Genomic DNA, 22,001 nt, shown 5'->3' on the forward strand with positions numbered 1-22,001 from the left:
TCAGTAACTTACTCGTACTGTGCGCCCCCGCGTCCCGTTCGTCAACCAAGACCTCTTGAGACCTCGGTCACGACAGCCGGTTTCAGCCCATCGACATCGTGTAGCAGACGGCCGAGCCTTCGAGGACGACCGCTCCGTCGTCGCGGGTCACCGTGGTCTGCAGAGTCGTGATCGGCTTGTCCTGGCGCGCCTCAAGGACGACGGCCCGGGCCGTGATGACATCTCCGGGGCGTACCGGGGCGGTGAAGCTCCAGTTCACATTCAGGAACACGGTCCCCGGCCCAGGCAGCTTCTCCGCGACGAGCGCGTTCAGGAGAGCGCTGGTGACACCCCCCTGCACGACGATCTCGCCGAAGCGTGACGACTTCGCTGCCGCCTCGTCGTAGTGCAGCGGATTGCGGTCGCCACTGATCTGCGTGAAGAGCAGGATGTCGTTCTCCAGGACGAGCCGGCTCATCTCTGCAGACTGCCCGACGTACGGATTCGCACGAAGATTCTCAACACCCATCAGGAGCACCTCTCTCCAACCGCCCGACCTGCGGCCCCGCTCGACATCCTTGTGCGCCCTCACCCCTGAGACTATAGTGATAGTCCGCTCTCAAACAAAGTACTCTCGCACATTTCCTCCAGCAGGACGGTATGCCCCATGCGAAACACAGCAAAGCCGTCTTTCGACGAGGTCAACGCTCTCCCCTGCATAGCCGAAGGCCATGTCCAGGCTCGGTCCACCGATGGCAACGGGCACATGAACGTTCGTCACATCTATGCCCTCGGCGTGACTGGCGCTGACCTGTTGTCGGAACACGCCGGTATCGACGATGAGTATCGATCCGCCCGGCGGATGGGGACATTTGCCGCAGAGCACCACATCGGGTTCTTCGCCGAGATGCGTGAAGCCGACGCCTACTCGGTGCACCCTCTCTGGGTCGATCGATCCGAACGTGCTGGACACGTGATGGTCTTCGTTCTCAATCGGTCGACCCGCAAGCTGGCGTCGATTCTCGAGCTCATCGTCGTCAACATGGACCTGGGCGGCCGCGCATCCGTGCCGTTCCCGCCCGACGTCGCCACAAAGATCGATCGCGCCGCCGCAACCGCACAAGCGATTCCCTGGCCGCTCCCCACCAGCGGTGCCATGAGCGTCCGCCGCTGACCCAGTACGATCATGGCTGACTGAGCGCTCACTCCGGGTTGGTCCAGCGAAACAGAGGATGGCACATGACCGCAGGTGCAGAACCTTCCCGCACCGAGGCCACCCGCCATCGACTCCTGGAGGCCGCGACCCAAGCCTTTGCCGAGCGAGGCTTCCACGGCACGAAGACGCGAGACATCACGAACGCGGCCGGGACGAGCTCCGCGGCCCTCTACGTGCACCACAAGTCAAAGGAGGAGCTGCTCTTCCTGATCTCGAAGGCTGGCCACGAGACGACCTTGGCGATGATGCAGCAAGGCCGTCAAGCGTCAGACGATCCACGCGAGCAACTGCGCACCGTCGTCAAGGATTTCGTTGCCGATCACGCCAGGAACCATGGGCGAGCACGAATCGTCAACTACGAGATGGCTGCCCTCGATCCGGAGCACTTCGATGAGATCACGTCTCTTCGGCATCGCATCGACGTCGAGCTGATCGACCTGATCGCCTCGGGCATCAAGGCCAAAGCCTTCGACATCCCCGATCCCCGGATCGCCGCTTCCGCGATCCTGTCCCTCGGCATCGACCTTGCACGATGGTTCACCGATGACTTCAGGTTGGCGCCCGACGAGCTCGGCGAGGAATACGCTGAGCTCGCGCTGCGCATCGTCCGGGCACGCGCAGACTGACCGCGGTTCCGGACCGGCCGCTTCAGGCCAAGATGGAGACGGTCTCAACGACGCATACTGGCTTGTCGCCGCCCTCCCGCTCCAACGTGACCAACGCGTTGACCTTGTGACCAGATCCCATCGGCACGACCGAGAGCAGCTCAACCCCTGCGCGCACCTTGGAGTCCACGGACACGGGAGCCGGAAACCGAAGCTTCTCAGCGCCGTAGTTGACGCCCATCTTGATGCCCTTGACGTCGTAGATCTGCCAGATCAGCTGCGGAACGAGTGACAAGGTCAGGTAGCCATGTGCGATGGTCGTGCCGAAAGGACCCTTCGACGCCTCATCGGGATCGACGTGGATCCACTGGTGATCACCGGTCGCTTGGGCAAACGTGTTGATCTGGTCCTGAGTGATGACGTGCCAGTCTGAGTAACCCAGGTGGCTTCCGACTGCCTGCTCGAGCTCGCCGATGTTGTCGAACGTCCTCATGACACCGGACCTCCGGCGACATAGAGCACCTGGCCGGAGACGAATCCTGCTGCCTCGCTGGCGAAGAACGACACGGCATGCGCGATGTCCTCAGGACGCCCCGTCCGTGCGACCGGGATCTGAGCAGCCGCACCGGCCTTGAAGTCCTCGAATGTCATCCCCATGCGCTCTGCTGTTGCCGCGGTCATCTCGGTCTCGATGAATCCGGGAGCGATGGCATTGGCCGTCACGCCGAACTTGCCCAGCTCGTTGGCCAACGTCTTGGTGAAGCCCTGGATGCCGGCCTTTGCTGCCGCATAGTTCGCCTGGCCACGATTGCCCAGCGCTGACGTGCTCGACAGGTTGATGATCCGGCCGAAACCCGCCTCGGTCATGTGCTTCTGGACGGCTCGGCTCATCAGGAATGCACCCCGCAGATGCACGTTCATGACGGCATCCCAGTCGTCAACGCTCATCCGAAACAGCAGGTTGTCCCGGATGATCCCCGCGTTGTTGACGAGCACGGTTGGGGTGCCGAGCTCGGCAGCCACTCGATCGACGGCGTCTTGCACTGCCGCCTCATCGGCGACGTCGGCACCGATGGCGATCGACCGCCCGCCGGCCTCCGTGATGCCCTTGGCGACGACGGCGCAGACCGACTCGTCAAGATCAAGGACGGCGACGGCCATCCCGTCGCCGGCCAGCCTCCGGGCGACTTCGGCACCAATGCCGCGGGCGGCTCCGGTCACGATCGCAGTGCGGGTGTCATTCATACGGTCACTCCTGGGTCGGGAAATCAATGCTGAGAGCCAACGCACTATCACTTACTGAGCGCTTGCTAACTTCGCGGAATCTAGCTCTCCACGGTCGAGTCGGTCAAGTTCCCCGCTCGACGGTGGCAGCCCCGCGCAGGCTCGTGCTATCCGGGAGCGAGCCTCTGGAGAACCGCTTCAGCCTCCTGAACCATGTGCCGGACGATGGCACCGGCTGGCTCGACGGATCCAACGATCCCCACGGACTGTCCGGCGTAGAGAGCCATCGCCTCCAGGTCGCCGGCAAGGCCAGCCATTGGCGGAAAGAAGCTGTATCGGGGCACGTCCACGCCACCGGGGGCCGTGGCGATGATGTCGCCCTCCCCCGGGCGCGACCCAGGCATGGGCTCGCCGGCGGCCTGCCACTCATTGGTCGTGCTGTTGCCCAGCACCCGGTGAGGAGCCCGTGGCCAACCGATGTCGAACATCGTGCCGTAGACGGTGTCCTCTTCGCTCGCACTGACCACCCGTCGCTCGTAGACGTCGGCAATCGGCGCTTCCTCGCTCGCCAGAAAACGAGTCCCGACCCACGCGGCATCGGCGCCGAGCGCCAGCACGGCAGCCAGGCCGCGGCCGTCAGCAATCCCGCCCGCGGCCAAGACGGGCATGTCCCCTACCGCCGCTTTCACGGCAGGCACCAATGGGAGCGTCGCGACCCCGCCCCACACGTGGCCGCCGGCCTCCCACCCCTGCGCGACGACTGCATCCACGCCGAGCGCTGCGGCGCGGCGCGCTTCGGCGGCGCTGCCGACCGTGAGGATCGCGAGCGCCCCCGCAGCACGCACACGATCCAGGTACGGTTCGGGGTCGCCCCAGAAGAATGACACCACCTTCACGCCAGCGGCGAGAACCGCTGCCAGCTGCTCGTCGCGCCGCTCGTCGATGACCAGGTTGATGCCGAAGGGCCGATCCGTGAGCGCCTGAGTGCTCTGCACCGCTTCACGAATGCCGTCCGGTGTGAGCCAGGTGCCCTGGAGCATGCCCAACCCACCGGCATTCGAGACAGCCGCAACCAGCTCCGGCGACATTGCTATGGGCGCGGACACGACGGGAGCTTCGACGCCGACCAGACGAGTGAAGCTGGTCGAGATCATCGCGCGTCCCGCATCATGCCGGTCTCCGGGTGGCAGTTGACGTACTCGAAGGTCTGATCCTGACCATCGGGTACGCGTCGCGTGAGACTGCGGGGACAGGTGAGGTTGATATCGATGGCAGACTCCATGGTCGCCTCCTGGGATCGCGAGGTGTCGTCGGCAGGGCGCCGCGCGACGGCTGCTGAGGACGCTAGGGCTCGGTCCGCCTGACGAGGTATGGGATTTCGCAGGGGTTCCTCGATAAATCTTGCGATCTCCCTGTATCCGGTCCGAACCCGCTAGTCCCACCATCGATATAGGCAAGTGGTCCGCGTCACAGACGGGCCGAGGCCGTGAACTGATCTCTCGACAGTTCTGCTTCTCATCCTTGAAAGAAGGCACATCTGATGGCACGACGCACCGGTTTCGTATGGCACGAGAAGTACGCCTGGTTCAACCTCGGGCAGGATGCAGGCTTCGTCCACCCGGACGGCATGACGATCCAGCCCGACACGCACGTGTACGACCTGGAGGTCGTGCGCAGGTTCCGCAACCTGCTCGATGTGAGCGGCCTGCTCGATCAGCTCACCCGCGTCAACCCGCGGAATGCGAGCGACAAGGAGCTGGGCCGCGTCCACACCCAGGAGATGATCGACGCGACCAGAGAGCTGTCCGAATTGCCCATGGGCGGTGAGGTGGGAACTTTTGCTCCGATCCCCCGCGGTACGTTCGAGATCGCGTCGCTTGCCGCCGGTGGAGCGATCGCTGCCGTCGACGCCGTCCTGAACGGCGACGTCGACAACGCATACGCGCTGCTCCGTCCTGCCGGTCACCACGCCGAACCGGAGCAGTCCGTGGGCTTCTGCGTCTTCTCCAACGCGGCCATCGCCACGCGCCACCTCCTCGAGGAGCGCGGCGTGGGACGAGTGGCTCTCGTCGACTGGGATGTCCACCACGGCAACGGCACCCAGGCCGCGCTGTACGACGAGCCCCGCGCGTTGACCATCTCCATCCACCAGGACCGCCTCTTTCCCCCGGACAACGGCTTCGTGGAGCAGATCGGCTCAGGCGACGCCGAAGGAACAAACCTCAACATCCCGCTGCCTGCCGGCTGCGACGCTTCGGCATATCACGAGGTCTACGACAGAGTGGTCATCCCGGCCCTCCGGAAGTTCCGCCCCGACTTCATCATCATCCCGAGCGGCTTCGACGCCGGTCACATGGATCCCATGGGCCGGATGCAGATGCACTCCGAGGGCTATCGCGAGCTCACGCGCAAGCTGATGGCCGTCGCGGATGAGTTGTGCGGAGGACGACTGGTGTTCCTGCACGAGGGCGGCTACTCCCGTTGGACAGTGCCGTTCTACGGCCTCGCCGTCATGGAAGAGCTCTCGGGCATCGACACCGGCGTGGTCGACCCGTACCAGGGCTGGAACTCGACCGAGCATCTTGATCTGATGCCGCACCAGTCTGCTGCGATCGATGCCGCAGCGGTGAACCTCAAACGGGTTCCCGACCACGGCTGACACCTTCACGCCCGAGCCTGACGGCGCCGGGACGTGACGAAGGCCCCTGACCAGCATCTCTGGTGGTCAGGGGCCCTCTTTTTCTAGCCGGGACGGGATTCTCCTGCCCGATCTCGTGGTCAGGAGGCGTTCAGCGCCCTTCGGCAGCGAGGCCGGCCTCGAACACAGGGGCGGGAACTGCGTCGGCCCAATCGTTCATCGCGTCGAGCACGCTTTGGAGGCTCTGCCCGACGGGGGTCAACTCGTAGACGACTCGGGGCGGTATCTCCGCGAAGGCCGTCCGCGAAACGATTCCGGCGGCCTCGAAACGGCGCAGCCGCCTCGTCAGGGTGTGGGCGCTGATGCCCGGCAGGGCATCGATGAGCTCATTGAATCGATGGGAGCCGTGGAGGAGCTCGCGAATGATGAGCGTTGCCCAAGGGCCGTCCAGAAGGATGAGGAATCGCGCCACCCCGCACTCGGGCAGGTGGTTGTCGTATCTCACATTCTGCAGTCTAGCCCTTTAGTGCACTTGATGTAACCAGTGCACTATATGCACTAATGGATCATGACATTCATCGTGCATGGCGCCACCGGCGCCCAAGGATCCCCCGTTCTCACCGCCCTGCGAGCCGCCGGACACACCGCGACTGCCGCAGTCCGGGACATCACATCGATCGACGGCGCCGCTGTCGCGGTCGACTACGCCTCGGTCGATTCGCTGACGGCCGCGTACAAGGGCGCGTCCGGCGTGTTCGTGCATCTCCCGATCGACAGCACTGAGCAGCAGGCTCAGTACGCCCGCGCGATCGGCGAGGCAATCAGCAGAGCAAACCCAGCGCGAGTCGTCGTTTCCACCAGTGGCTACCCCGCTGTCCCAGGAACAGGTCCGAGCATCCTGCTCGAAGAGCTGGAGCGCCAGGACTGTTCATTCGCCGTGATCGAGCCGTGCCTGTTCCTGGAGAACCTGCTCCTGCCGATCGTCGTGGGCTCCGTTCGTGACGAGGGAGTGCTTCGCTACCCGCTACGGGCCGACTACCTGACCTCCTGGGTCTCCCACCTGGACGTTGCCGACGTCGCTGTCGCCCTGCTCACCGACACCAGCATCACCGGCCGCGTCGCCGTGGGCGCTCTGCCACCACTGCTCGGATCAGACCTCGCGGACGGGTTCGCGCGTCACTACGACAGGCCCGTCACGTTCGAGAGCCTCGAACCCGAAGCCTTCGGCGAGCAGATCCTCCCACTTTTCGGTGAGCAGGCAGCCCGCCCGGTCATCGACGCATACATCTGGCGCAAGGGCCTACCCGGAGAAGTCATCTCGGATGAGCACTCCGCACAGAAGCTGCTGGGCCTCACGCCTCGCTCCGTGGATCAGTGGCTCCGCGACATCGGCATCTGATCGCACGAACTCTCCATCCACGCGGACCGTGCAACATCACCGCCTGACATGACAAAGGCCCCTGACCGGCATTTCTGCTGGTCAGGGGCCTTCGAGTGGTAGCGGGGACAGGATTTGAAGCTGGCCACTCGGCTCCCTAGTTTGGCCTGTGGTTACAGAAGAAACCGGCCAAAACCGCACCCGCAAGACCGTGACAAGAATGGTCACCAGATCACAGGTTTGAACAGGTGGTGGGTCACGCGGAGGTCACGAACTAGGGGGAACATCGTGGGACGCAGCCAGACCGAGACCAAAGCCTTGCTCAAGGCTATCGAAAAACGACGCAAAGCCGGAAGGGCTAACTTCGGCACCATCGACCTCCTCCCAAGCGGCCGACTCCGAGCCCGCTTTCGCGGACCCGACGGCAAACGTCACAGCGCACCGCACACGTTCGACACCCTCGTCGACGCCGACCACTACCTGCTCACGATCCGCCAACAAATCACGACCGGCACCTGGCTGTCACCGGCCGAGCAACAACGCGCCGAGCGAGTGGCTGCCGTCTCAGGCACCAACGCCAACGCGTTGTTTGAGGACTATCTCGAGGAGGGCGATTTGAAGCAGGGCACGATCGACCTCTACCAGTACCAGTGGCACCGATTCATCGAACCCGGCATCGGCGCCCAAGCGGTCGCCGAGTTGACCGCCACCGACGTCGCGGACTGGCGAGCCCAACTGCCACCAGGCTCCCGTCAACGCGAACAGACCGAAGACCTCCTACGCGCCGTCCTCGGCCTCGCGATCGAACGACGCCTCATCAACTTCAACCCCGCCGCCCGCACCAGACGCAAACGCAAAGGCCGCAACACCCGCGCCAAAGCACGAGACACCATCCTGCTGACTCCAGCCGAAGTCGCAGCCCTGGCCAAAGCCATGCCACCCGAACGGTCCTTCGCCGTGCTGATCTCAGCCTGGTGCGGACTACGCCAAGGCGAAATGTTCGCCCTGCGCCGCAACGACCTCACCATCAAACACAACGACGACGGCCACATCAGTGCCACCACGGTGTCCGTCACCCGGTCCGTGGTCCGGTCCAAACAACCCGACGGCACGATCCTGGCGTTCGAGGACGACCCCAAATCCGACGCCGGGATCCGACGCGTCGCGATCCCACCCCACATCCTGGGCGACCTCGACGACCACCTCGACCGGTTCGCCCAGACCAGTGAGGACGGACTGGTATTCCCCAACACCAGCGGCGGATACCTCCACCCCAGCACCCTCTACGGCGAACAACCCGGCACCAAACGCCCCGACACCAGACGCACCAACCCCAGCAAAGGATCAGGCTTCTACCGCGCCCGAGCCGCCATCGGCCAACCCAACCTGACTTGGCATGCGTTGCGGCACCACGCCGTCACCCGCGCCGTCTACGCCGGAGCCACCCAAGCAGAACTCCTCGAACGCTACGGCCACTCCTCCATCGCCAGCTCCGCCATCTACCAACACGCCGACCAAGGACGCGACCACCAAATCGCCAACGCAATGTCCCAACTCGCCCTCCGCGAGCCCGATTGACCTAATGAGTGTCAGCCGAACAGAGCAATCGGGCCCCAGTCACGCTCGCAAGGGGTAGGCCATTTGGCCATCAAGACACGGAATGGTTGAAACCGGTTGGCGCTGACCGGGCCCCCACACCGATAGGCCGTCGAGCGTCGCGCCGAGTTTCACGACGTTAACTGGATCGCCGGCGTAGTCGATAGAAGCATCCCAAGCGACAAGGTTGGCGGTCTTGGCGATCGTCAGGGGAAGACACTCATCTTCTTCGATTCTCAGTTCCCAAGCCGAGCGCGCCCTAAACTTTCAACCGAGTTCACGCCACGATGCCGGAACTTCGCCCTATCGACCGTTGCGCGTCACGCCAAGTCGCCCAAACCACCAAGCTGCTCAAACCTAAGAGAGCGGCAACGATTGCTATGTATGGTCGTGCGCTGACGTACGCACGCCCGTCGATACTGGTAAATGTCCATGCGACAAGGGCACCAAGCATGAGGGAAGCCAGTCCGAGGCAAACAAAAGCTCCAACCGTCGCGATGGAGTGCGCCAGTAGCAACTGACTGCGCGGAGATCCGAGAATTCTGAGCCCGCGAAGTTGCCTACTGCGCCGTCGGGCTTCGGCAGCAATGAGGCCGGCGACGCCCAGGGCACCGATCACGAGCCCAATCGAAGCCGCCAATCCGATACACGCCAACTGCTTCGGAAATCGGGTGGTCGCGGGATTGTGATAGTCCAAAGGCCCCAAATCGAACTGCGGAAGTGGCGTAACCGAACCTATGCGCGCCATCGACGCGACCAGTTGTGGTGAGCGGACAACAACGTAGAAGGTCGACGACAATTCTGCTCCCGCAGGCGGCGCATGTTCAGCCCCGACAAGAATGGCACCGTGAAACTCCTGAGGAACGTTCCGGGCATGGAGCGGACGTAGAACACCCACCTCAGAAACCTTGGTGCCATCTCCCAAGGTCAGTGAATCGGGAACCTTTTCGGCCGGCTGATCACCGATCACAATCTGCTGGGGATGGCCTGTACATCCCACAAGTTCATTGCTTGAAATGCCTTCCACGTCTGCGCAGGACCCGTAGACCACTGGAAACCCCCCTTTTGATTCCGAGAGGCTTACCAATTTGGCGGTGGGAACCGTCTTGAGAATCCGACCCCTCGTCAATTGATCCGCCAGGTCGTTAACAGTGAACGGTATGTGGGACTGGCGCGAGATCCGCGCATTCCAGTCATCTGAGTTGCCACCTTGAAGAATCGACATGAATGACAGCGACCCCAAGTAGAGAATTACGCACACCCCCAAAAGGCTTCCCACATCAAGCGCCGAGCGGTGGGTCACCATGAGTTTGCTTCCAACCAGCGTCCCCGCAGAGCGTGCTCTTTTCGCCCAGGCGTCTGAGACCATTCGAACGACGGCCGGCGCGACCAAGACAAATCCCAATCCTGTCAGACCGATGCCAGCCCAGATCGTGAAACCAACGTTTGGGCCAACAGCCCGGACAAGCAGTGAAGTCGCGCAGAGAAGCGCAATTCCGGTCGTCAAGACCGCAACCCTGAGTCCCATCGGTAGCCAGCGTCGTCGAGGGCGACGAGGTCCCATTTCTTTCGACGCGAACGCGAACGCACAAACTGTAAGAAGTGACACCGCAATTGTCGCGATCGTCTGTTTCCACGCTGGAAGGGAAACGTCATCCGCGAAGAATCCAAAATTGCTTCCCGGGATGGCAGTGACCCGGTTGACGACGATGTTGAAGAGGACGCACCCGACTACTGACGCCGGAACGCTAATCAGACCCCCAGCCATTGCGGCGATGGTCCATGTGGACCTTCTCGAAAGCCCCACACGATGGAGAACGATCGAAGTTTTCCGTCGCGAAGGAGCTGACAACCGCGTGACGATCCATAGAAGTAGTGCGCTTGGCAGCACGATGGTGACTGCAGCGATCAAAGCGACGACAGCATTCAACCGTCCGTTCCCATCGTCAAAGACTTGGTTCGGCCCCGCCGTGATCCCAAATCCGTCAACGGGATATTGGAGTGGAAGACCAGACGCGACTTGTTCAACACTGCGCAATTCGTGGGGCTCGACGAGACCGACGTCGCGGATTGTGGCAGAGATCCGTTTCCCTCGATAAATGTCCGCAACTATGTCGTTCGACTGAATCAACCGCTTCAGAGCGGGCGAGACCGCGACGGTGCCTCTTGCTGGCAGCTTTCGCAAGCCGAGGTCCGAAACGTCTCCGTTCCCGGCGAAATAGGTTCGCGTGATCTGGTGACCCTCCCACCGACGCCCCAGGTCTACGTTCGGGTCGAATGTCCGCAAACCAGGCTGGTTCTGACTACGCTCCGACAAGTCGATGCGGGGTGTGAGTAGATCCGTACGCCGCTCTTGTGCCTGCGTCACCTGCGGCACAGCTAGCGCGACCAATGCGCCGAAGGTGATCAGCGCGGCTCCGAGTGCCAAAACGACGGCTCCCCATCGGCCATCACGTCCGACCACTGATCTGAGCGCGAGCCATCCATACGCTCGCATCACAATCGGTGGTCCCTGAGGGGTGACCGAAGCTGACCATCAGAAAGAGTCAGGACCCGGTCGCAACCGGCCGCAACTGCGTCGTCATGTGTCACGACGATTACTGCAGACCCGCTCGCTCGCGCCAACCCAATTAGTAAGGACATCGCATTCCGGGAGGCTTCGCCGTCGAGTGACGTGGTTGGCTCGTCAGCAAGGACTCCAAGCGGGCGGTGAATGATCGCCCGAGCGATGGCAGCGCGCTGCAATTGTCCACCGGAGACTTCCTCAGGAAGCCTCTCGGCGATCGCGTCAATCTCCAACTGCTCAAGAACCGGACGTACCATTTCACGGGAGTCGGTCGTCGAGCCAATAGCTGAGCGACCGAAACGTAGTGGGAGAGAAACGTTCTCCTCGATTGTCAAGTCAGGTAGCAGCTCGTCGCCCTGGAAGACCAACCCCAGTTTGGCAAGACGGATAGCCGACCGTCGCCGATCTCCGACGCGGGTGATGGAATCGCCACCGATCGAGACATCTCCGCTTGTTGGGACGAGAAGGCCAGCCAACACCGCCAGAAGGGTGGTCTTCCCGCTGCCGCTCGGGCCCATCAGGCCCACGACCTCACCCGACGAGACAGTGAGGCTAGCGCCGTCCAACACCAAGGTGTCACCGCGGCTCACGGTGACACCTTGGGCAGAGATCGCTAGCTCAGCCAACTTTGACACGCTAACTCCCAACTTGACGACTGGACTCTGGCGCCGGACGTGGCCTAGGAGACCCCAGTCTTCGACGAGCAGTCATCGGGAAGGTTGTTCCACTGTTCGCAAGCCTTCAGCGAAACGTTCCTGCCCTCGGCAAAGGACTGGTTGTTGTCCTTCTGTACGTTCTCCTGGTTTCCCGGAACAAACCAGGTCGTGGATCCGTAGCCGGTCACACTCCAATGCAGGTAGTCGTTTCCGTCCACCTCTTTGGCCGAGAAGACCTCCCCGTAGGCCGTGAACTTTGCCTGAACGTCGCGATCCCCTGAGTTCCAGAACCAGCCGATGTTTACCTCGGCATTCGCTGGTGCCGCGAGAGCCAAACTGGCCCCTAGGGCTAGTCCGGCCCCGATTGCGAGACTGCCGACCGAGCCTGCGATGGACTTCTTCACAGTTCCTCCTACTTGATGTCGTTGAACGGAGTGATTCGTACCTATACATCAGGTTCGAACCGCGAAAATGACAGCCTCACGCATTCTTTTTTTCCGCGTTCAGGAGTACTTCTGGGGGCGCGCAACAAAAGGCCGCGCTGGCTGAACTGGGTCTGTGAATCCTTCTGTGTGGCCGTCTAGATGGCAGCGCGTCGATCGAAGTGACCCACTTGGTTCCGTCGGAGTATTCGGCGTCCCGCCGAAGTCTTCGGCGTCCCGGAAACCTAGCCGTCCTTACGGCAGTGAGACGTTGGTAAGCCGAGTGGCCTGACCGGGATCTGGTGTCATGAAGACATCAAGAACCGTTAGGTCAGCATCCGTTCTCGCCGCGACTGCAACACTTGTCGTAGCTCCGATCTCATCCGCCGATGCCGCCGCTGGAGAGTGCCCCAGTGGCTACATGTGCGTGTGGAGCCAAACCGGCTACTCCGGCACGATGAAGAAGATTTCCGCCACAGGGTCGTACAAGTCAATTGGCCTGGCGACCGTTGAGTCGTACTACAACAACCGCTCGAAGCGGACATGGCTTCATGAAAAGGTCGACGGCTCAGGTGACTACGTGTGTTTGAATCCTGGTGCGCGCGCGAGCTCCCTTTCAGGCTGGCAGGACAACGCCAAGGCGGTCTACCTAGCAACGATCACAAACTGCTGACGCGGCGCAAGCCGGGGGGTAGCATCGCCGGGTGGGCGAAGATGAGTTCACTGCCCTATTCGAGCAGATGAGTGGCCGCATCTTCTCATTTGCCGCTCGGCGGCTCTCCGCCCAAGCTGCCGACGACACGGTCGGTCAAACGTTCGAGACTGTTTGGGCCAAACGCGACGAATGTCCCGACGACCCTGACGCAAGAATCGGTTGGGTCTTTACCATCGGACGCTTCAAAATCCTCCAAGAGGCCGAGCGCCAACGGCGAAAGCATCACGACAACAGGTTCGTCGACGACTATTCGGCGAGGCCCGCGCCACAACCAGACATCGCAGAAGCCGTAACGGAGACGGCGCTCGGTCGCTGGATCTACCAGCAGTTGAGCGCCGTCGAGCGAGAACTCTTTGACGTCGCCTTCATGCTGGACGTGACGAGGGAACAGGCTTCGGCAATGCTTGCCATCTCGGTTGGGACGTTCAACACCCGGGTGTCTCGACTTCGAAGTCGTATCACGACTCTGCAGAATGCTGCGGAGACCGCTGAGCTGAATTTGGGAGGGAACACCGCATGAGTAATGGTGAACCCACCCTGCCTGCAGACGACGAGCTGGAACTCCTGCGTGGGCAAGCGCGCTCGCTCGGGATGCCCTCCCAGATCGACCCGGAGAATATCGGGGTCACACTTCCATCGGCAAAGAACATGCTCGAGCGCGCCAAAGCAGCTGATACGGCCGACGAGCAAGAGGTCCCGGCGCTTCATCGTAAGAAGAACCGACGGCTTGTGGTCAGGGCTCTCGCCGCTGCAGCGGCGGTTGCGGGTATAGCGACGATCGTTGCCAGCCCATGGCAGCAACACGCCGCGGATGCCTCGACTCCGCCGGTGTTGGACTATGCATTCGCCAACGCACAGAACATCGCCTACGCGCCGGGAAAGGATGCTCGCGCAGAACTGAACAAGTTGGCCGAGACCGCTTCACAGCAAACGAAGGTACCGGGCTCCGGATCAATTCAGTATCTGCTGACCGACAACTGGTTCGCCGAACTTGAAGACTCGAAGGAGGCCGAGCTCATCCCCAAGCGTCGAGAAACTTGGCTCCGAGCTGACGGATCACTTCGTGCCCGCGAAACATCCGGGACCCCGCTGTCACCCGACGGCAGGGGCCTGACCAAACGTCCCGTAGCGCGAACTTCGGACGTCACCGACGAGACGTATCCGGCCGACGACCTATATCCACAGTTTGTTGCCAAACTCGGCACCGACGTCCAGAAAGTTCGCGACGCGCTGATGCGAAAGGCCGAATGCGAAGATCGCAGCCGTGGGCCCAGTCGTGCTGCCTGCTTGTACCAAGAGATCACTGGACTCTACGCAAGCTACGTCGTCCCGCCGACGATAGCCGCGACGTTTTGGAGAATCCTCGCCGACGAACCAACCATGCGATCACTCGGCTCAGTCAAGGATCGCGCAGGCCGCGCCGGCATAGGAATTTCGTTCATTCCCGCCGACTCACCCCAATTTCGTAGGGTGCTCATCATCAGCTCCGAGACAGGGCAACTTATCGGGACCGAGGACATCTTGATTAAGAAGGATCCCGACCTCAAGTTGGAGTCGCCCGCTATCTACAGCTTCACTGCGATCCTGGATACGCGATACACGCGCGTGTTCGGCCCGGATCGCGCTGATTCGTAGGTCGGTCCACTGTTCACAATCGCAACTCCAGAAAAAGTTGCCGTGGCTCAGTAAGAATGCAGCCTCAATTGGGACTTACATGTAGGTCCACAATCAGAGATCCGCGGAGCGTTGCGCGCCGACCGGGTGTCCCGACGCCGAAGCGAGGCGAGCCATGTATTTCAAAGTCGGCCCAACGGAGTCCGGGGCCAGTTCCTGGTGGCTCTACAGCGGCAATCACGAGATGGTCGCGTGGGCCGGCGAAACCTTCGCGAGCTCCTCGAACGCTTCTCGCGCCGCCAACAGCTTCAAAGTCGGCGCCTCGAGCGCTCGCTACGAAATCTACGAAGACGCCGGCTCGAAATGGCGCTGGAGGGCTTGGCGCTCGAGTGACAAGGTCGCCGCATCCGGTGAGAGCTTCACCGGCCAGTACGAGGCGCAGCGGGCCGCGGACAACGTCCGCGACAACGCAGGGAGTGCCACAGGGCCTTGAGCGGCCCGACACATGCCGGGGGCGAATGAAACATCTCGCCAGCACCGTATCGGCCTGGCAGACAGCGATAGGAGCAAAAGATGGCCAAGCCCGGACATGACGGAAAGTACCCCGGCCAGATCAGCACCGACGGCGACTGGATTTGGGTCGGCTCGGACTGGGAACGCACCGACGTCAACCAAAAGCTCCGCAAAGTGAACAATGCGCCCGATTCCACTCGGAAACAAAATGACTGACACGACGCCGAAACCCGACGTGGAGATCCCACCAACAGATTCTGAGACCTCCCGGTGGGTGACGGCCGCAACCGAAGTCCGCGCAACCGCCAAATGGCTTGCGACCGCTATCGCTGCCATCGCCAGCGTGGTATTCGGCGCGGGCCCATTGATCAGCAATGCCACAGACGCAACAGACTGGGGCGGGCTTCGCTGGACCATCGTCCTGGTCTCAGCGGCCGTCGGCATCCTCGGTGCGACCGCAATCGTCAGCAGCTTGGTCATGTCGATGATGCCCGTGGAGGTGACTCTCGACAGTTTGCCCGACGAGCTCGTCGCCCGAGTCAACGAAGACCCCGATGCCTACCTCCCTGGCGACGCAACGAACATCGCTGATTTTCGAGCCCGACTCGTCAGCTATGCGAAGGGGACGGCGGAGCTTGAGGCAAGGGCAAGACGCGCAACGCCCAAGGCCGAGGAGACAAGGTACGAGGCGCTCGCGAAGATCCAATCAGAGAAGTTTGAGCTGTATCAGCGGGGGCGCGCGGAGCTCTTCAACCAGGCGAAATTCATGATCGAATCGAACCGCCTCACTGGTAGGGACGCCGCCAAGAAGTTCGCCCTCCCAGCAGTCGCAGTCGTGGTGGCGACAACCGTCTTCACCTTCGTGACCCACACCCCCGCGAAGGAAGACTCCCCCTCCACCGCACCCAAGCCACAGGGAGCACTACTTGTACCGGCGGACGGATCTCAATCGCTATGGAACGAACTGCAGCTGTCCCGATGCCAGCTAGACAAGAACGAAGAGGGCGTTCCCGTGCTACTGCTTGGCACGTCCGGTGAGGACACGCTCAACTACAACGTCCAGACGCTCGGTACGCCCGCCGGATGCGGCCGCTACTCCTTCACCGTCTCAGACGAGATCGTTGACGTAGTAGTGCCGACACCGCTCAAGGTCAAAGGTGCCGAGTAGACCTTGATGAGTAGACCCTTCGGCGAAGCCTCCTCGGCAATTGTAGATATTTGCGTTATCGTCCCGAAGGACGACGAGTTCGTTGCGCATCTGGCCGTCTTCGGAGTGGGATCGGAAATCGATGATTTGCCCACTCTGCGAGGCGAGCGATACCCCTATGCGCTGACTGCCATTGGCGAGCTGCGAGTTGCGTTGGTCTGTATTCGAGACCAGGGAAATACTGCTTCTGCTCTGGCCACGAGCCACGTCCTGAACTCGCTGCACCCGACAAACCTGTACTTGAGTGGCACCGCTCTCGGCAATCCGCGTCGCTCCGACCTCGGCTCCCTTCGAATCAGCGACCACATTGATCACGCCAATCAGTGGGTCGAAGGATCGAATGGCCGGCTTCCCCGCTTCGATCACTACGAGCCACCCAGTACAACGCGCAAAGATCTAGGGTCGTTCATTTCCGACCATCGCGATGGCCGACGATTCAGCAACCTAATCACCCCATTTCTTCAAGCAATGCAACCCGACAACTGGGAGGACCTCCTAAGGAAGATCAACCCAAGCCCCGAGATGACACACATGGTTACAGATAACACCCTCGTGAAGGACATAGACCACGATGGGGGCGCGAGCAGGGCCACCTTGTGGCAGCACGAAGAGCGTGCGTCGGCCTACGATATGGAGTGCGGCGGCTTCGGTCGGGAGATGCAGCACGAGAGCGGACTCGCGTGGGCTGTCGTGCGCTCAGTCTCCGACTTTGGTTTCGACAAGTCGAACGCCGAGTCGGGCATGCGCACGGCGTCAGCTCTCCTGGCGGCTACCTTCATCCGCGAATTCATCGCGAGTGGAATCAGCAAGAGTCACCCACGCGCATTGCGACCGGCCCAGACAACGTCACCCAAGCTCAGCCCGCAACAGCACTACAGTCAGCACTCTGCTTCGGACTATTTCGCCAATCGGCTGTCTGACGAGTTCGGATTCTCGCTGCCAGTCTCGCTTTTGAGTAGGGAACTTTCACTAGGCGACGTTGCCATCCACCTCTCGGCTCAAGGACTTGATCGCGACGAAGCGAACCGCTTTCTCGAGGTGCTGCGCGTGGAGTATTTCGAGTCCAAATACCTCGAGTACGACTACAGCCTCGATATCCGTGGGTATTTCGGAGACTACTGGTACCAAGAGATTCGCGAAATGCTCGCGTGGTACGGGTACGAGAATCTGGTTGGTCGCTCGCTCCTCGACGTGGGTTGCGGCAACGGCCTCGAGATCGGACCCCTCGTCGAGGTGTGCTCGCCGAGCGACGTCACTGGGGTAGATCTGAGCCGACAAATGCTCGCGCGCGCCCGTGAACGCCATCCGGAAATGACCACAATTGCCTGCTCCGCAGACGCGCTAAATGGGATCGAGTCCGACTCGGTCGACGCGTATATGTCGCTTAGAACGTACATGTCCAGATTCTTTGACGTGCCCGCTGCGCTGCGGGAGGCCTATAGGGTACTCAAGCCAGGTGGTCTGCTTCTTATCTCGATCGCCAACGGCTATCTGGACTACTCGGCTGACGGCGCGCCACACGTGGTCACTGGGCTCAAAGAGGTGGGCGGATCCAGCTTTGTGAGCGCGGATCGGCCGTTTGAGCTCCTCACCCGCTACCACCGTCAAATTCGAAGTCTTGGCTTTGAGCGGTTGCACGTGCTGTCGAAATTGACGGACGTGTATATCGGTGCGCTCAAACCTGGAGCGTCAGACGCTCGACGCACGGATAGCCCCGGGTGGAGCAACAACGGACTTTCCGTTGAACACTGATTCAGATGTCTAGCGTCAGGGGTTCGAACCATCATCTATCTGCGCAGCTGAGTAAGCACGCTCTCGGCTAAACCACAGCGCAGAAGCGGCATCCTGTCGGGCGATCATGGGTGGGTCACCCGCACAACGAGGTCGATGGATACTGAACCGCCCCGGCATTTCCGGAGGCACGGTTTTGTGGCTCAGCCGGTCGGCGTGAGCTGGTTTCTTGCAGCGTAGTGAACTTCCTCGGCCTGGACGGGTGTGAGGTCGTCGATCGACTCGTGTGGCCTGTCGTGGTTGAACCAGTCGACCCAGTTCAGGGTCTCGATCTCGACGTGCTCAACACCCCTCCATGGGCCCTCGGGTCGGATGAGCTCGGACTTGTAGAGGCCGATCTGGGACTCGGCCAGCGCGTTGTCGTAGGCGTCGCCAACGGATCCGACCGAAGGGTCGACGCCGGCTTCGACGAGTCGCTCGGTGAACGCGAACGACACGTATTGAGATCCGGCGTCGGTGTGATGGACCAGCCCGGTCAGGTCGGTGACTCCGGCCTGGGAGCGGGTCCAGATCGCGTGCTCGAGGGTGTCGAGCACCAGGTCGGTCGTCATCCGGGTCGCCGCGCGCCAGCCCACGATCCGACGACTGAATACGTCGATGATGAACGCGACGTAGACCGTCCCGGACCAGGTCGCGACATAGGTGAAGTCCGCGACCCACAACTGGTTCGGCCGCGAGGCGAAGAATTGCCGGTCGACCAGATCGGACGGCCGCTCGGTGCCATCGCTTGGGAAGTGCCGGATCTTCTTGCGTCTGAGCGCGCCGACCCAGCCCTGCTCGGCATAGAGCCGCTCGATCGTGCACCGGGCCACCTCATGCCCCTGGGCTCGCAGATGCAGCCACATCTTGCGGGCACCGAACCGGGCGAACAGCTTCTGACGGGTCCGCTCGGCGATGATCAACTCCACGATCTGGCCGTCACGCAGCTGTCGCTTCGACGGCCGCCGGCCGGCGTTGTCGTAGTAGGTGCTCGGGGCGATCTTCATGCCGTGCTCGGTCAGCACGGCACAGATCGGCTCGACCCCGAACTCGTCCTTGTGGGCGGTGACGAACTCCGTCAGAACCGGCGTGGGCGGTCGAGCTCCGCCGCGAAAAAAGCCGACGCCGACTTCAAGATCTCGTTCGCTCGACGCAGCTCGGCGACTTCCTTCTTCAACTCTTTGATCTCAGCGATGTCTTCAGAGGTCTTGCCCGGCCGAACACCCCCATCGATCTCCGCCCGGCGGACCCACTTGCGCAACGACTCAGGCGACGTGATCCGAGCTTGGCCGCGATCGACTTGATCGCCGCGTACTCCGACTCGTAGTCGCCCCTGGACTCCAACACCATGCTGACCGCGCGCTCCCTGAGCTGCTGCGGATACTTCGACGGACGTGCCATGAGAATCATCCTTCCAACGAAAGGACTCTCCAGACATCCCGGGGCGGTTCATACCGCTTTGGTCGCAGTGTGTAGCGGGAAACAGGATCCGCACCTAACCCACGAGCCTACAACCCCGATGCGTCTGCGAAGAATCGCTGAAATTGAGCCGAATTTGACGACCGAACCGTCACCTCACCTTCCCAGCAGGCGCGCATGGAGGCGTAATTGAGGTCACGAATGCGAAACGGCTGGAACCAGATTCCCTCTGGTTCCAGCCGTTTCCTTGGTAGTGCTGACCTCTGTAAAGTTCAACACCCGAAGCTCGGCAAATCTGCCTTCCGCTCGGTTCGGGCCGCATCCGAAAGTTCATGGCAAAAACCGCATCACTGAACGACTTCGCGCGCAGATTGTCGAGCGCTACAAGCAGGGCGATGTCGGTACTCTGCAAGTCGCTGAGGAATTCGGCGTCAGCAAGTCGAGCGTGCTCAACATCCTGAAACGGGAAGGTATTGCGATCCGAAAGCAGGGTCATCGCCTCACCTAAGCCGGACTCAGCTGTCGCCTCGCGACGCTAAGTTGGCCAGGTGAACTCTCCTCCGTCGATCAGTGGCGATCTATCGCTCGGGCACATCCTTGAAACCGCGGGTCTGACCGATTTCACCGAAGTACTTGCCATCCGCCACACGTCCCTTTCGCACGGCATCCCGGATGTCAATCACACGACACCCGCAGCTGTGCTCACGTACACGCGGGACCAGGACGCCGACCCCCGGGTGTTCCCGGTGAACCCACCGAAGATCTGGCTCGTGTTTATGGCAGATGGCACTCACGATGGGGCACACCGCGCCCGGTTCTACGGAGCGTATGAGAACTCGGGTGAGGCTCTCGACGAGCGAACGGAGACCAATCGCCGCTTCGATCTCAGCGCCATGCCACTGCTTGAGGCGTTGCAGAACCGACTGGTCGTCGACTGGACAACTCCTATCCGCTGGCATCGTCGGGGTGTTCTCGCCGCAGAGTTCCGCGTCCTCGAGATCGCGGATCCGCAGGTCATTCCGTTCCCAGGGTTCGACAACGTGCGCCTTACATACAGCGAACTTCGGCGCATGATCGATGATCCTCACTACTCCCGCTGGCACAGCGCGCTCAGCGCCGTGAAAGGCATCTACCTCATCGCCGACTCCAGCAACGGCATGCAGTACGTGGGCAAGGCCGACGGAGCGCAGGGAATCTTCGGGCGGTGGAAGGCGTACGCGGGTGATGGGCACGGCGGCAATGTGGCTCTGAAAGATCTGGACAACCTCGACCTGACTCACCGCGAGCACTTCGTCTTCAGCATCCTGCGCGTCTTCGGGCCTGAAGCGACGCAGAAACAGATCCTCAACGCAGAGGCTCACTTCAAAGACGCTCTGCTTAGCCGCGACTACGGGTACAACGAAAACTGACGAAGCCCAAGCCGCTCGCGGTGATTGCATCCGGACTGCCGCTGAACGAAGTCATCGAGAAGCTCACCGAATTGCAGGCGAAGTACCCGAACAGCGAGGTCCGGCGAGGCCGCGCCAATCGCTGGGAGCTATGGCCGACATCGGAAGATTGATCCCGGCGAGTTGGGGTCCGAAGGCATGCTGAAAGTCCGCCTCTGAGTGAAAGACCGGACGTCGCGCGCGTAGCTCATCGATGACTGTTTGCGCGCTGAGTTGGTTCGCTATGTTCGGGTCGGGCATGGACTGCTCACCTATTCAGTGTCATCGTCGGACGAGTCCGTCAGATCGGCGTCGATATTCAGGACGTTCGCCGTTCCCTCCATTTGCGCGAGCAACACTGCAGCGTTCTCGGCCATCCGGCGGGCCGACGTCCAGCGCAGGTCGATCGATTCCCCGCCTACACCCAGTGACGCCGAGGACGAGATAGAGAACGTGATTGCGCCGCCCTGCGAGAGATGCGCGACAAGCTCCTTGTGGATACGACGACTCGTCCGCTGTCTCGATCGATCCGTCTTGGCGTTGCGATAGTTGCTGCCTCGACTTCTGAGGTTGACCGACTCCCCTATGTATATGGAGGGCTGGGAATCGTCACCCAGTGGCTCGAAGTCGAAGCGGTACAGACCTGGCACTCGCGGAAGCGCCGGGAACTTCGGAATGCCTGCCGTATCGAGCGTGACCTTGCCGGCCCTTCGCCAAGAGAATGTGACGCTGGCGTCGACTGTCTCAAAGATGGGCAATGAGGACTCATCGAACGCGCCTCCATGAGAGCCGGAGTCGACTGAGCCACGCTGACCGTCAGGACTGACGGTGAACCCAAGTTTGCGTAGATGCCGCCGCGCCGTCTGTGACTGAAACCTTGGCCGATCTGGCTGCAGGGCGATGGCCAGCGCTTGTTTGACTGGCCATCGGGCACCCTCGACCTCTACCCAATGCGTCTGGATGTTGCCCGGGGTATGGCCTCGAAGGCGCGCGCGGATGTCCTCGGCCTCGAGATCAAAGGTCCTGCCGTCAATGACGAACCGCATGGAACCACCT

The 22,001-nt window shown here is 61.7% G+C and carries 24 protein-coding genes, 1 pseudogene and 1 other annotated feature; of the genes and pseudogenes, 14 read left to right on the forward strand and 11 right to left on the reverse strand.

What is annotated here, in order from left to right; translation table 11 throughout:
• Window positions 1–82 precede the first annotated feature (82 nt).
• The gene (locus ASC61_RS01845) at window positions 83–457 is read right to left on the reverse strand and encodes a MaoC family dehydratase (RefSeq protein ID WP_200935375.1); all 375 of its coding nucleotides are present in this window, start codon (window positions 455–457) and stop codon (window positions 83–85) included.
• A gap of 189 nt (window positions 458–646) precedes the next feature.
• Between ASC61_RS01845 and ASC61_RS01850 the strand changes: the two genes are divergently transcribed.
• Together ASC61_RS01850 and ASC61_RS01855 are read left to right on the forward strand one after the other, a co-directional pair.
• Complete coding sequence (locus tag ASC61_RS01850) at window positions 647–1,153, forward strand: thioesterase family protein (RefSeq protein ID WP_082530392.1); 507 nt, start codon at window positions 647–649, stop codon at window positions 1,151–1,153.
• Window positions 1,154–1,218: 65 nt separating this feature from the next.
• Window positions 1,219–1,821 (forward strand): TetR/AcrR family transcriptional regulator, encoded by a 603-nt coding sequence (locus ASC61_RS01855; RefSeq protein ID WP_056208526.1) that lies wholly within the window; start codon window positions 1,219–1,221, stop codon window positions 1,819–1,821.
• Window positions 1,822–1,843: 22 nt separating this feature from the next.
• On the opposite strand, the gene ASC61_RS01860 is transcribed toward ASC61_RS01855, so the two are convergent.
• The 4 genes from ASC61_RS01860 to ASC61_RS20190 all read right to left on the reverse strand — a co-directional run bounded on the left by ASC61_RS01860 (window position 1,844) and on the right by ASC61_RS20190 (window position 4,306).
• Window positions 1,844–2,293 carry a MaoC family dehydratase gene (locus tag ASC61_RS01860; RefSeq protein ID WP_056208529.1) on the reverse strand — a complete coding sequence of 150 codons (450 nt, stop codon included), beginning with the start codon at window positions 2,291–2,293 and terminating at the stop codon, window positions 1,844–1,846.
• Window positions 2,290–3,045 (reverse strand): 3-oxoacyl-ACP reductase FabG, encoded by a 756-nt coding sequence (gene fabG, locus ASC61_RS01865; RefSeq protein WP_056208530.1) that lies wholly within the window; start codon window positions 3,043–3,045, stop codon window positions 2,290–2,292. Before fabG ends, ASC61_RS01860 begins: the two co-directional genes overlap by 4 nt.
• Window positions 3,046–3,191: 146 nt before the next feature.
• The gene (locus ASC61_RS01870) at window positions 3,192–4,178 is read right to left on the reverse strand and encodes an NAD(P)H-dependent flavin oxidoreductase (RefSeq protein WP_056208533.1); all 987 of its coding nucleotides are present in this window, start codon (window positions 4,176–4,178) and stop codon (window positions 3,192–3,194) included.
• The gene (locus ASC61_RS20190; protein ID WP_162243630.1) at window positions 4,175–4,306 is read right to left on the reverse strand and encodes a phenylacetaldoxime dehydratase family protein; all 132 of its coding nucleotides are present in this window, start codon (window positions 4,304–4,306) and stop codon (window positions 4,175–4,177) included. Before ASC61_RS20190 ends, ASC61_RS01870 begins: the two co-directional genes overlap by 4 nt.
• Window positions 4,307–4,564: 258 nt before the next feature.
• Here ASC61_RS20190 and ASC61_RS01875 point away from each other — a divergent pair, with 258 nt between their 5' ends.
• Complete coding sequence (locus tag ASC61_RS01875; protein ID WP_056208537.1) at window positions 4,565–5,683, forward strand: class II histone deacetylase; 1,119 nt, start codon at window positions 4,565–4,567, stop codon at window positions 5,681–5,683.
• Window positions 5,684–5,813: 130 nt separating this feature from the next.
• Here ASC61_RS01875 and ASC61_RS01880 read toward each other — a convergent pair whose 3' ends face one another.
• Complete coding sequence (locus ASC61_RS01880) at window positions 5,814–6,167, reverse strand: winged helix-turn-helix transcriptional regulator (protein WP_056208540.1); 354 nt, start codon at window positions 6,165–6,167, stop codon at window positions 5,814–5,816.
• Between the two features lie 63 nt (window positions 6,168–6,230).
• On the opposite strand from ASC61_RS01880, the gene ASC61_RS01885 reads away from it, so the two are divergent.
• Both ASC61_RS01885 and ASC61_RS01890 read left to right on the forward strand, forming a co-directional pair.
• Window positions 6,231–7,061, forward strand: a complete 831-nt coding sequence (locus ASC61_RS01885) for an NmrA family NAD(P)-binding protein (protein ID WP_056208541.1) — start codon at window positions 6,231–6,233, stop codon at window positions 7,059–7,061.
• 267 nt (window positions 7,062–7,328) lie between these two features.
• Window positions 7,329–8,618 (forward strand): tyrosine-type recombinase/integrase, encoded by a 1,290-nt coding sequence (locus ASC61_RS01890; protein WP_056208544.1) that lies wholly within the window; start codon window positions 7,329–7,331, stop codon window positions 8,616–8,618.
• A 295-nt stretch (window positions 8,619–8,913) separates the two neighbouring features.
• On the opposite strand, the gene ASC61_RS19540 is transcribed toward ASC61_RS01890, so the two are convergent.
• The 3 genes from ASC61_RS19540 to ASC61_RS01900 all read right to left on the reverse strand — a co-directional run bounded on the left by ASC61_RS19540 (window position 8,914) and on the right by ASC61_RS01900 (window position 12,262).
• Entirely contained in the window at window positions 8,914–11,064 is a 2,151-nt protein-coding gene (locus tag ASC61_RS19540) for an FtsX-like permease family protein (RefSeq protein WP_162243631.1), read from the reverse strand.
• A gap of 68 nt (window positions 11,065–11,132) precedes the next feature.
• A complete protein-coding gene (locus ASC61_RS01895; protein WP_056208547.1) occupies window positions 11,133–11,792 on the reverse strand; it encodes an ABC transporter ATP-binding protein in 660 nt (219 codons plus the stop codon).
• An 89-nt stretch (window positions 11,793–11,881) separates the two neighbouring features.
• Window positions 11,882–12,262 (reverse strand): hypothetical protein, encoded by a 381-nt coding sequence (locus ASC61_RS01900; RefSeq protein WP_056208552.1) that lies wholly within the window; start codon window positions 12,260–12,262, stop codon window positions 11,882–11,884.
• Window positions 12,263–12,587: 325 nt separating this feature from the next.
• Here ASC61_RS01900 and ASC61_RS19240 point away from each other — a divergent pair, with 325 nt between their 5' ends.
• The 7 genes from ASC61_RS19240 (at window position 12,588) to ASC61_RS01920 (ending at window position 18,081) form a co-directional block, all read left to right on the forward strand.
• Entirely contained in the window at window positions 12,588–12,953 is a 366-nt protein-coding gene (locus ASC61_RS19240; RefSeq protein ID WP_082530394.1) for a peptidase inhibitor family I36 protein, read from the forward strand.
• A 31-nt stretch (window positions 12,954–12,984) separates the two neighbouring features.
• Complete coding sequence (locus ASC61_RS01905; protein ID WP_056208555.1) at window positions 12,985–13,515, forward strand: RNA polymerase sigma factor; 531 nt, start codon at window positions 12,985–12,987, stop codon at window positions 13,513–13,515.
• Window positions 13,512–14,630: a CU044_5270 family protein gene (locus ASC61_RS19545; RefSeq protein ID WP_157439340.1), complete on the forward strand. Its 1,119-nt coding sequence runs from the start codon at window positions 13,512–13,514 to the stop codon at window positions 14,628–14,630. The genes ASC61_RS01905 and ASC61_RS19545 overlap by 4 nt, the downstream gene beginning before the upstream one ends.
• A 154-nt stretch (window positions 14,631–14,784) precedes the next feature.
• The gene (locus tag ASC61_RS01910) at window positions 14,785–15,102 is read left to right on the forward strand and encodes a hypothetical protein (RefSeq protein ID WP_056208559.1); all 318 of its coding nucleotides are present in this window, start codon (window positions 14,785–14,787) and stop codon (window positions 15,100–15,102) included.
• Between the two features lie 80 nt (window positions 15,103–15,182).
• Window positions 15,183–15,338, forward strand: coding sequence for a hypothetical protein (locus ASC61_RS19550; protein ID WP_157439341.1), 156 nt, complete (start codon window positions 15,183–15,185; stop codon window positions 15,336–15,338).
• Window positions 15,331–16,290, forward strand: coding sequence for a hypothetical protein (locus ASC61_RS01915; protein WP_157439342.1), 960 nt, complete (start codon window positions 15,331–15,333; stop codon window positions 16,288–16,290). The genes ASC61_RS19550 and ASC61_RS01915 overlap by 8 nt, the downstream gene beginning before the upstream one ends.
• A 6-nt stretch (window positions 16,291–16,296) precedes the next feature.
• Window positions 16,297–18,081 carry a class I SAM-dependent methyltransferase gene (locus ASC61_RS01920; RefSeq protein WP_082530395.1) on the forward strand — a complete coding sequence of 595 codons (1,785 nt, stop codon included), beginning with the start codon at window positions 16,297–16,299 and terminating at the stop codon, window positions 18,079–18,081.
• Between the two features lie 182 nt (window positions 18,082–18,263).
• On the opposite strand, the pseudogene ASC61_RS01925 reads toward ASC61_RS01920, so the two are convergent.
• Window positions 18,264–19,500 (reverse strand): annotated as a pseudogene (locus tag ASC61_RS01925) (IS3 family transposase).
• Window positions 19,092–19,220 (reverse strand) — a sequence feature (AL1L pseudoknot). Its footprint overlaps the pseudogene before it by 129 nt.
• A 271-nt stretch (window positions 19,501–19,771) precedes the next feature.
• Here ASC61_RS01925 and ASC61_RS20435 point away from each other — a divergent pair.
• Window positions 19,772–20,026: a helix-turn-helix domain-containing protein gene (locus tag ASC61_RS20435; RefSeq protein WP_442854215.1), complete on the forward strand. Its 255-nt coding sequence runs from the start codon at window positions 19,772–19,774 to the stop codon at window positions 20,024–20,026.
• A 40-nt stretch (window positions 20,027–20,066) separates the two neighbouring features.
• Window positions 20,067–20,927 carry a GIY-YIG nuclease family protein gene (locus tag ASC61_RS01935; RefSeq protein ID WP_200935376.1) on the forward strand — a complete coding sequence of 287 codons (861 nt, stop codon included), beginning with the start codon at window positions 20,067–20,069 and terminating at the stop codon, window positions 20,925–20,927.
• 290 nt (window positions 20,928–21,217) lie between these two features.
• Here ASC61_RS01935 and ASC61_RS01940 read toward each other — a convergent pair whose 3' ends face one another.
• On the reverse strand, window positions 21,218–21,991 hold the full coding sequence (locus tag ASC61_RS01940; RefSeq protein WP_056208568.1) for a hypothetical protein: 774 nt from the start codon (window positions 21,989–21,991) through the stop codon (window positions 21,218–21,220).
• Between the last annotated feature and the right edge of the window lie 10 nt (window positions 21,992–22,001).

Origin of the sequence: Aeromicrobium sp. Root344, from assembly GCF_001425755.1 — a bacterium.
In the GTDB taxonomy this organism is placed as follows: Bacteria; Actinomycetota; Actinomycetes; order Propionibacteriales; family Nocardioidaceae; genus Aeromicrobium.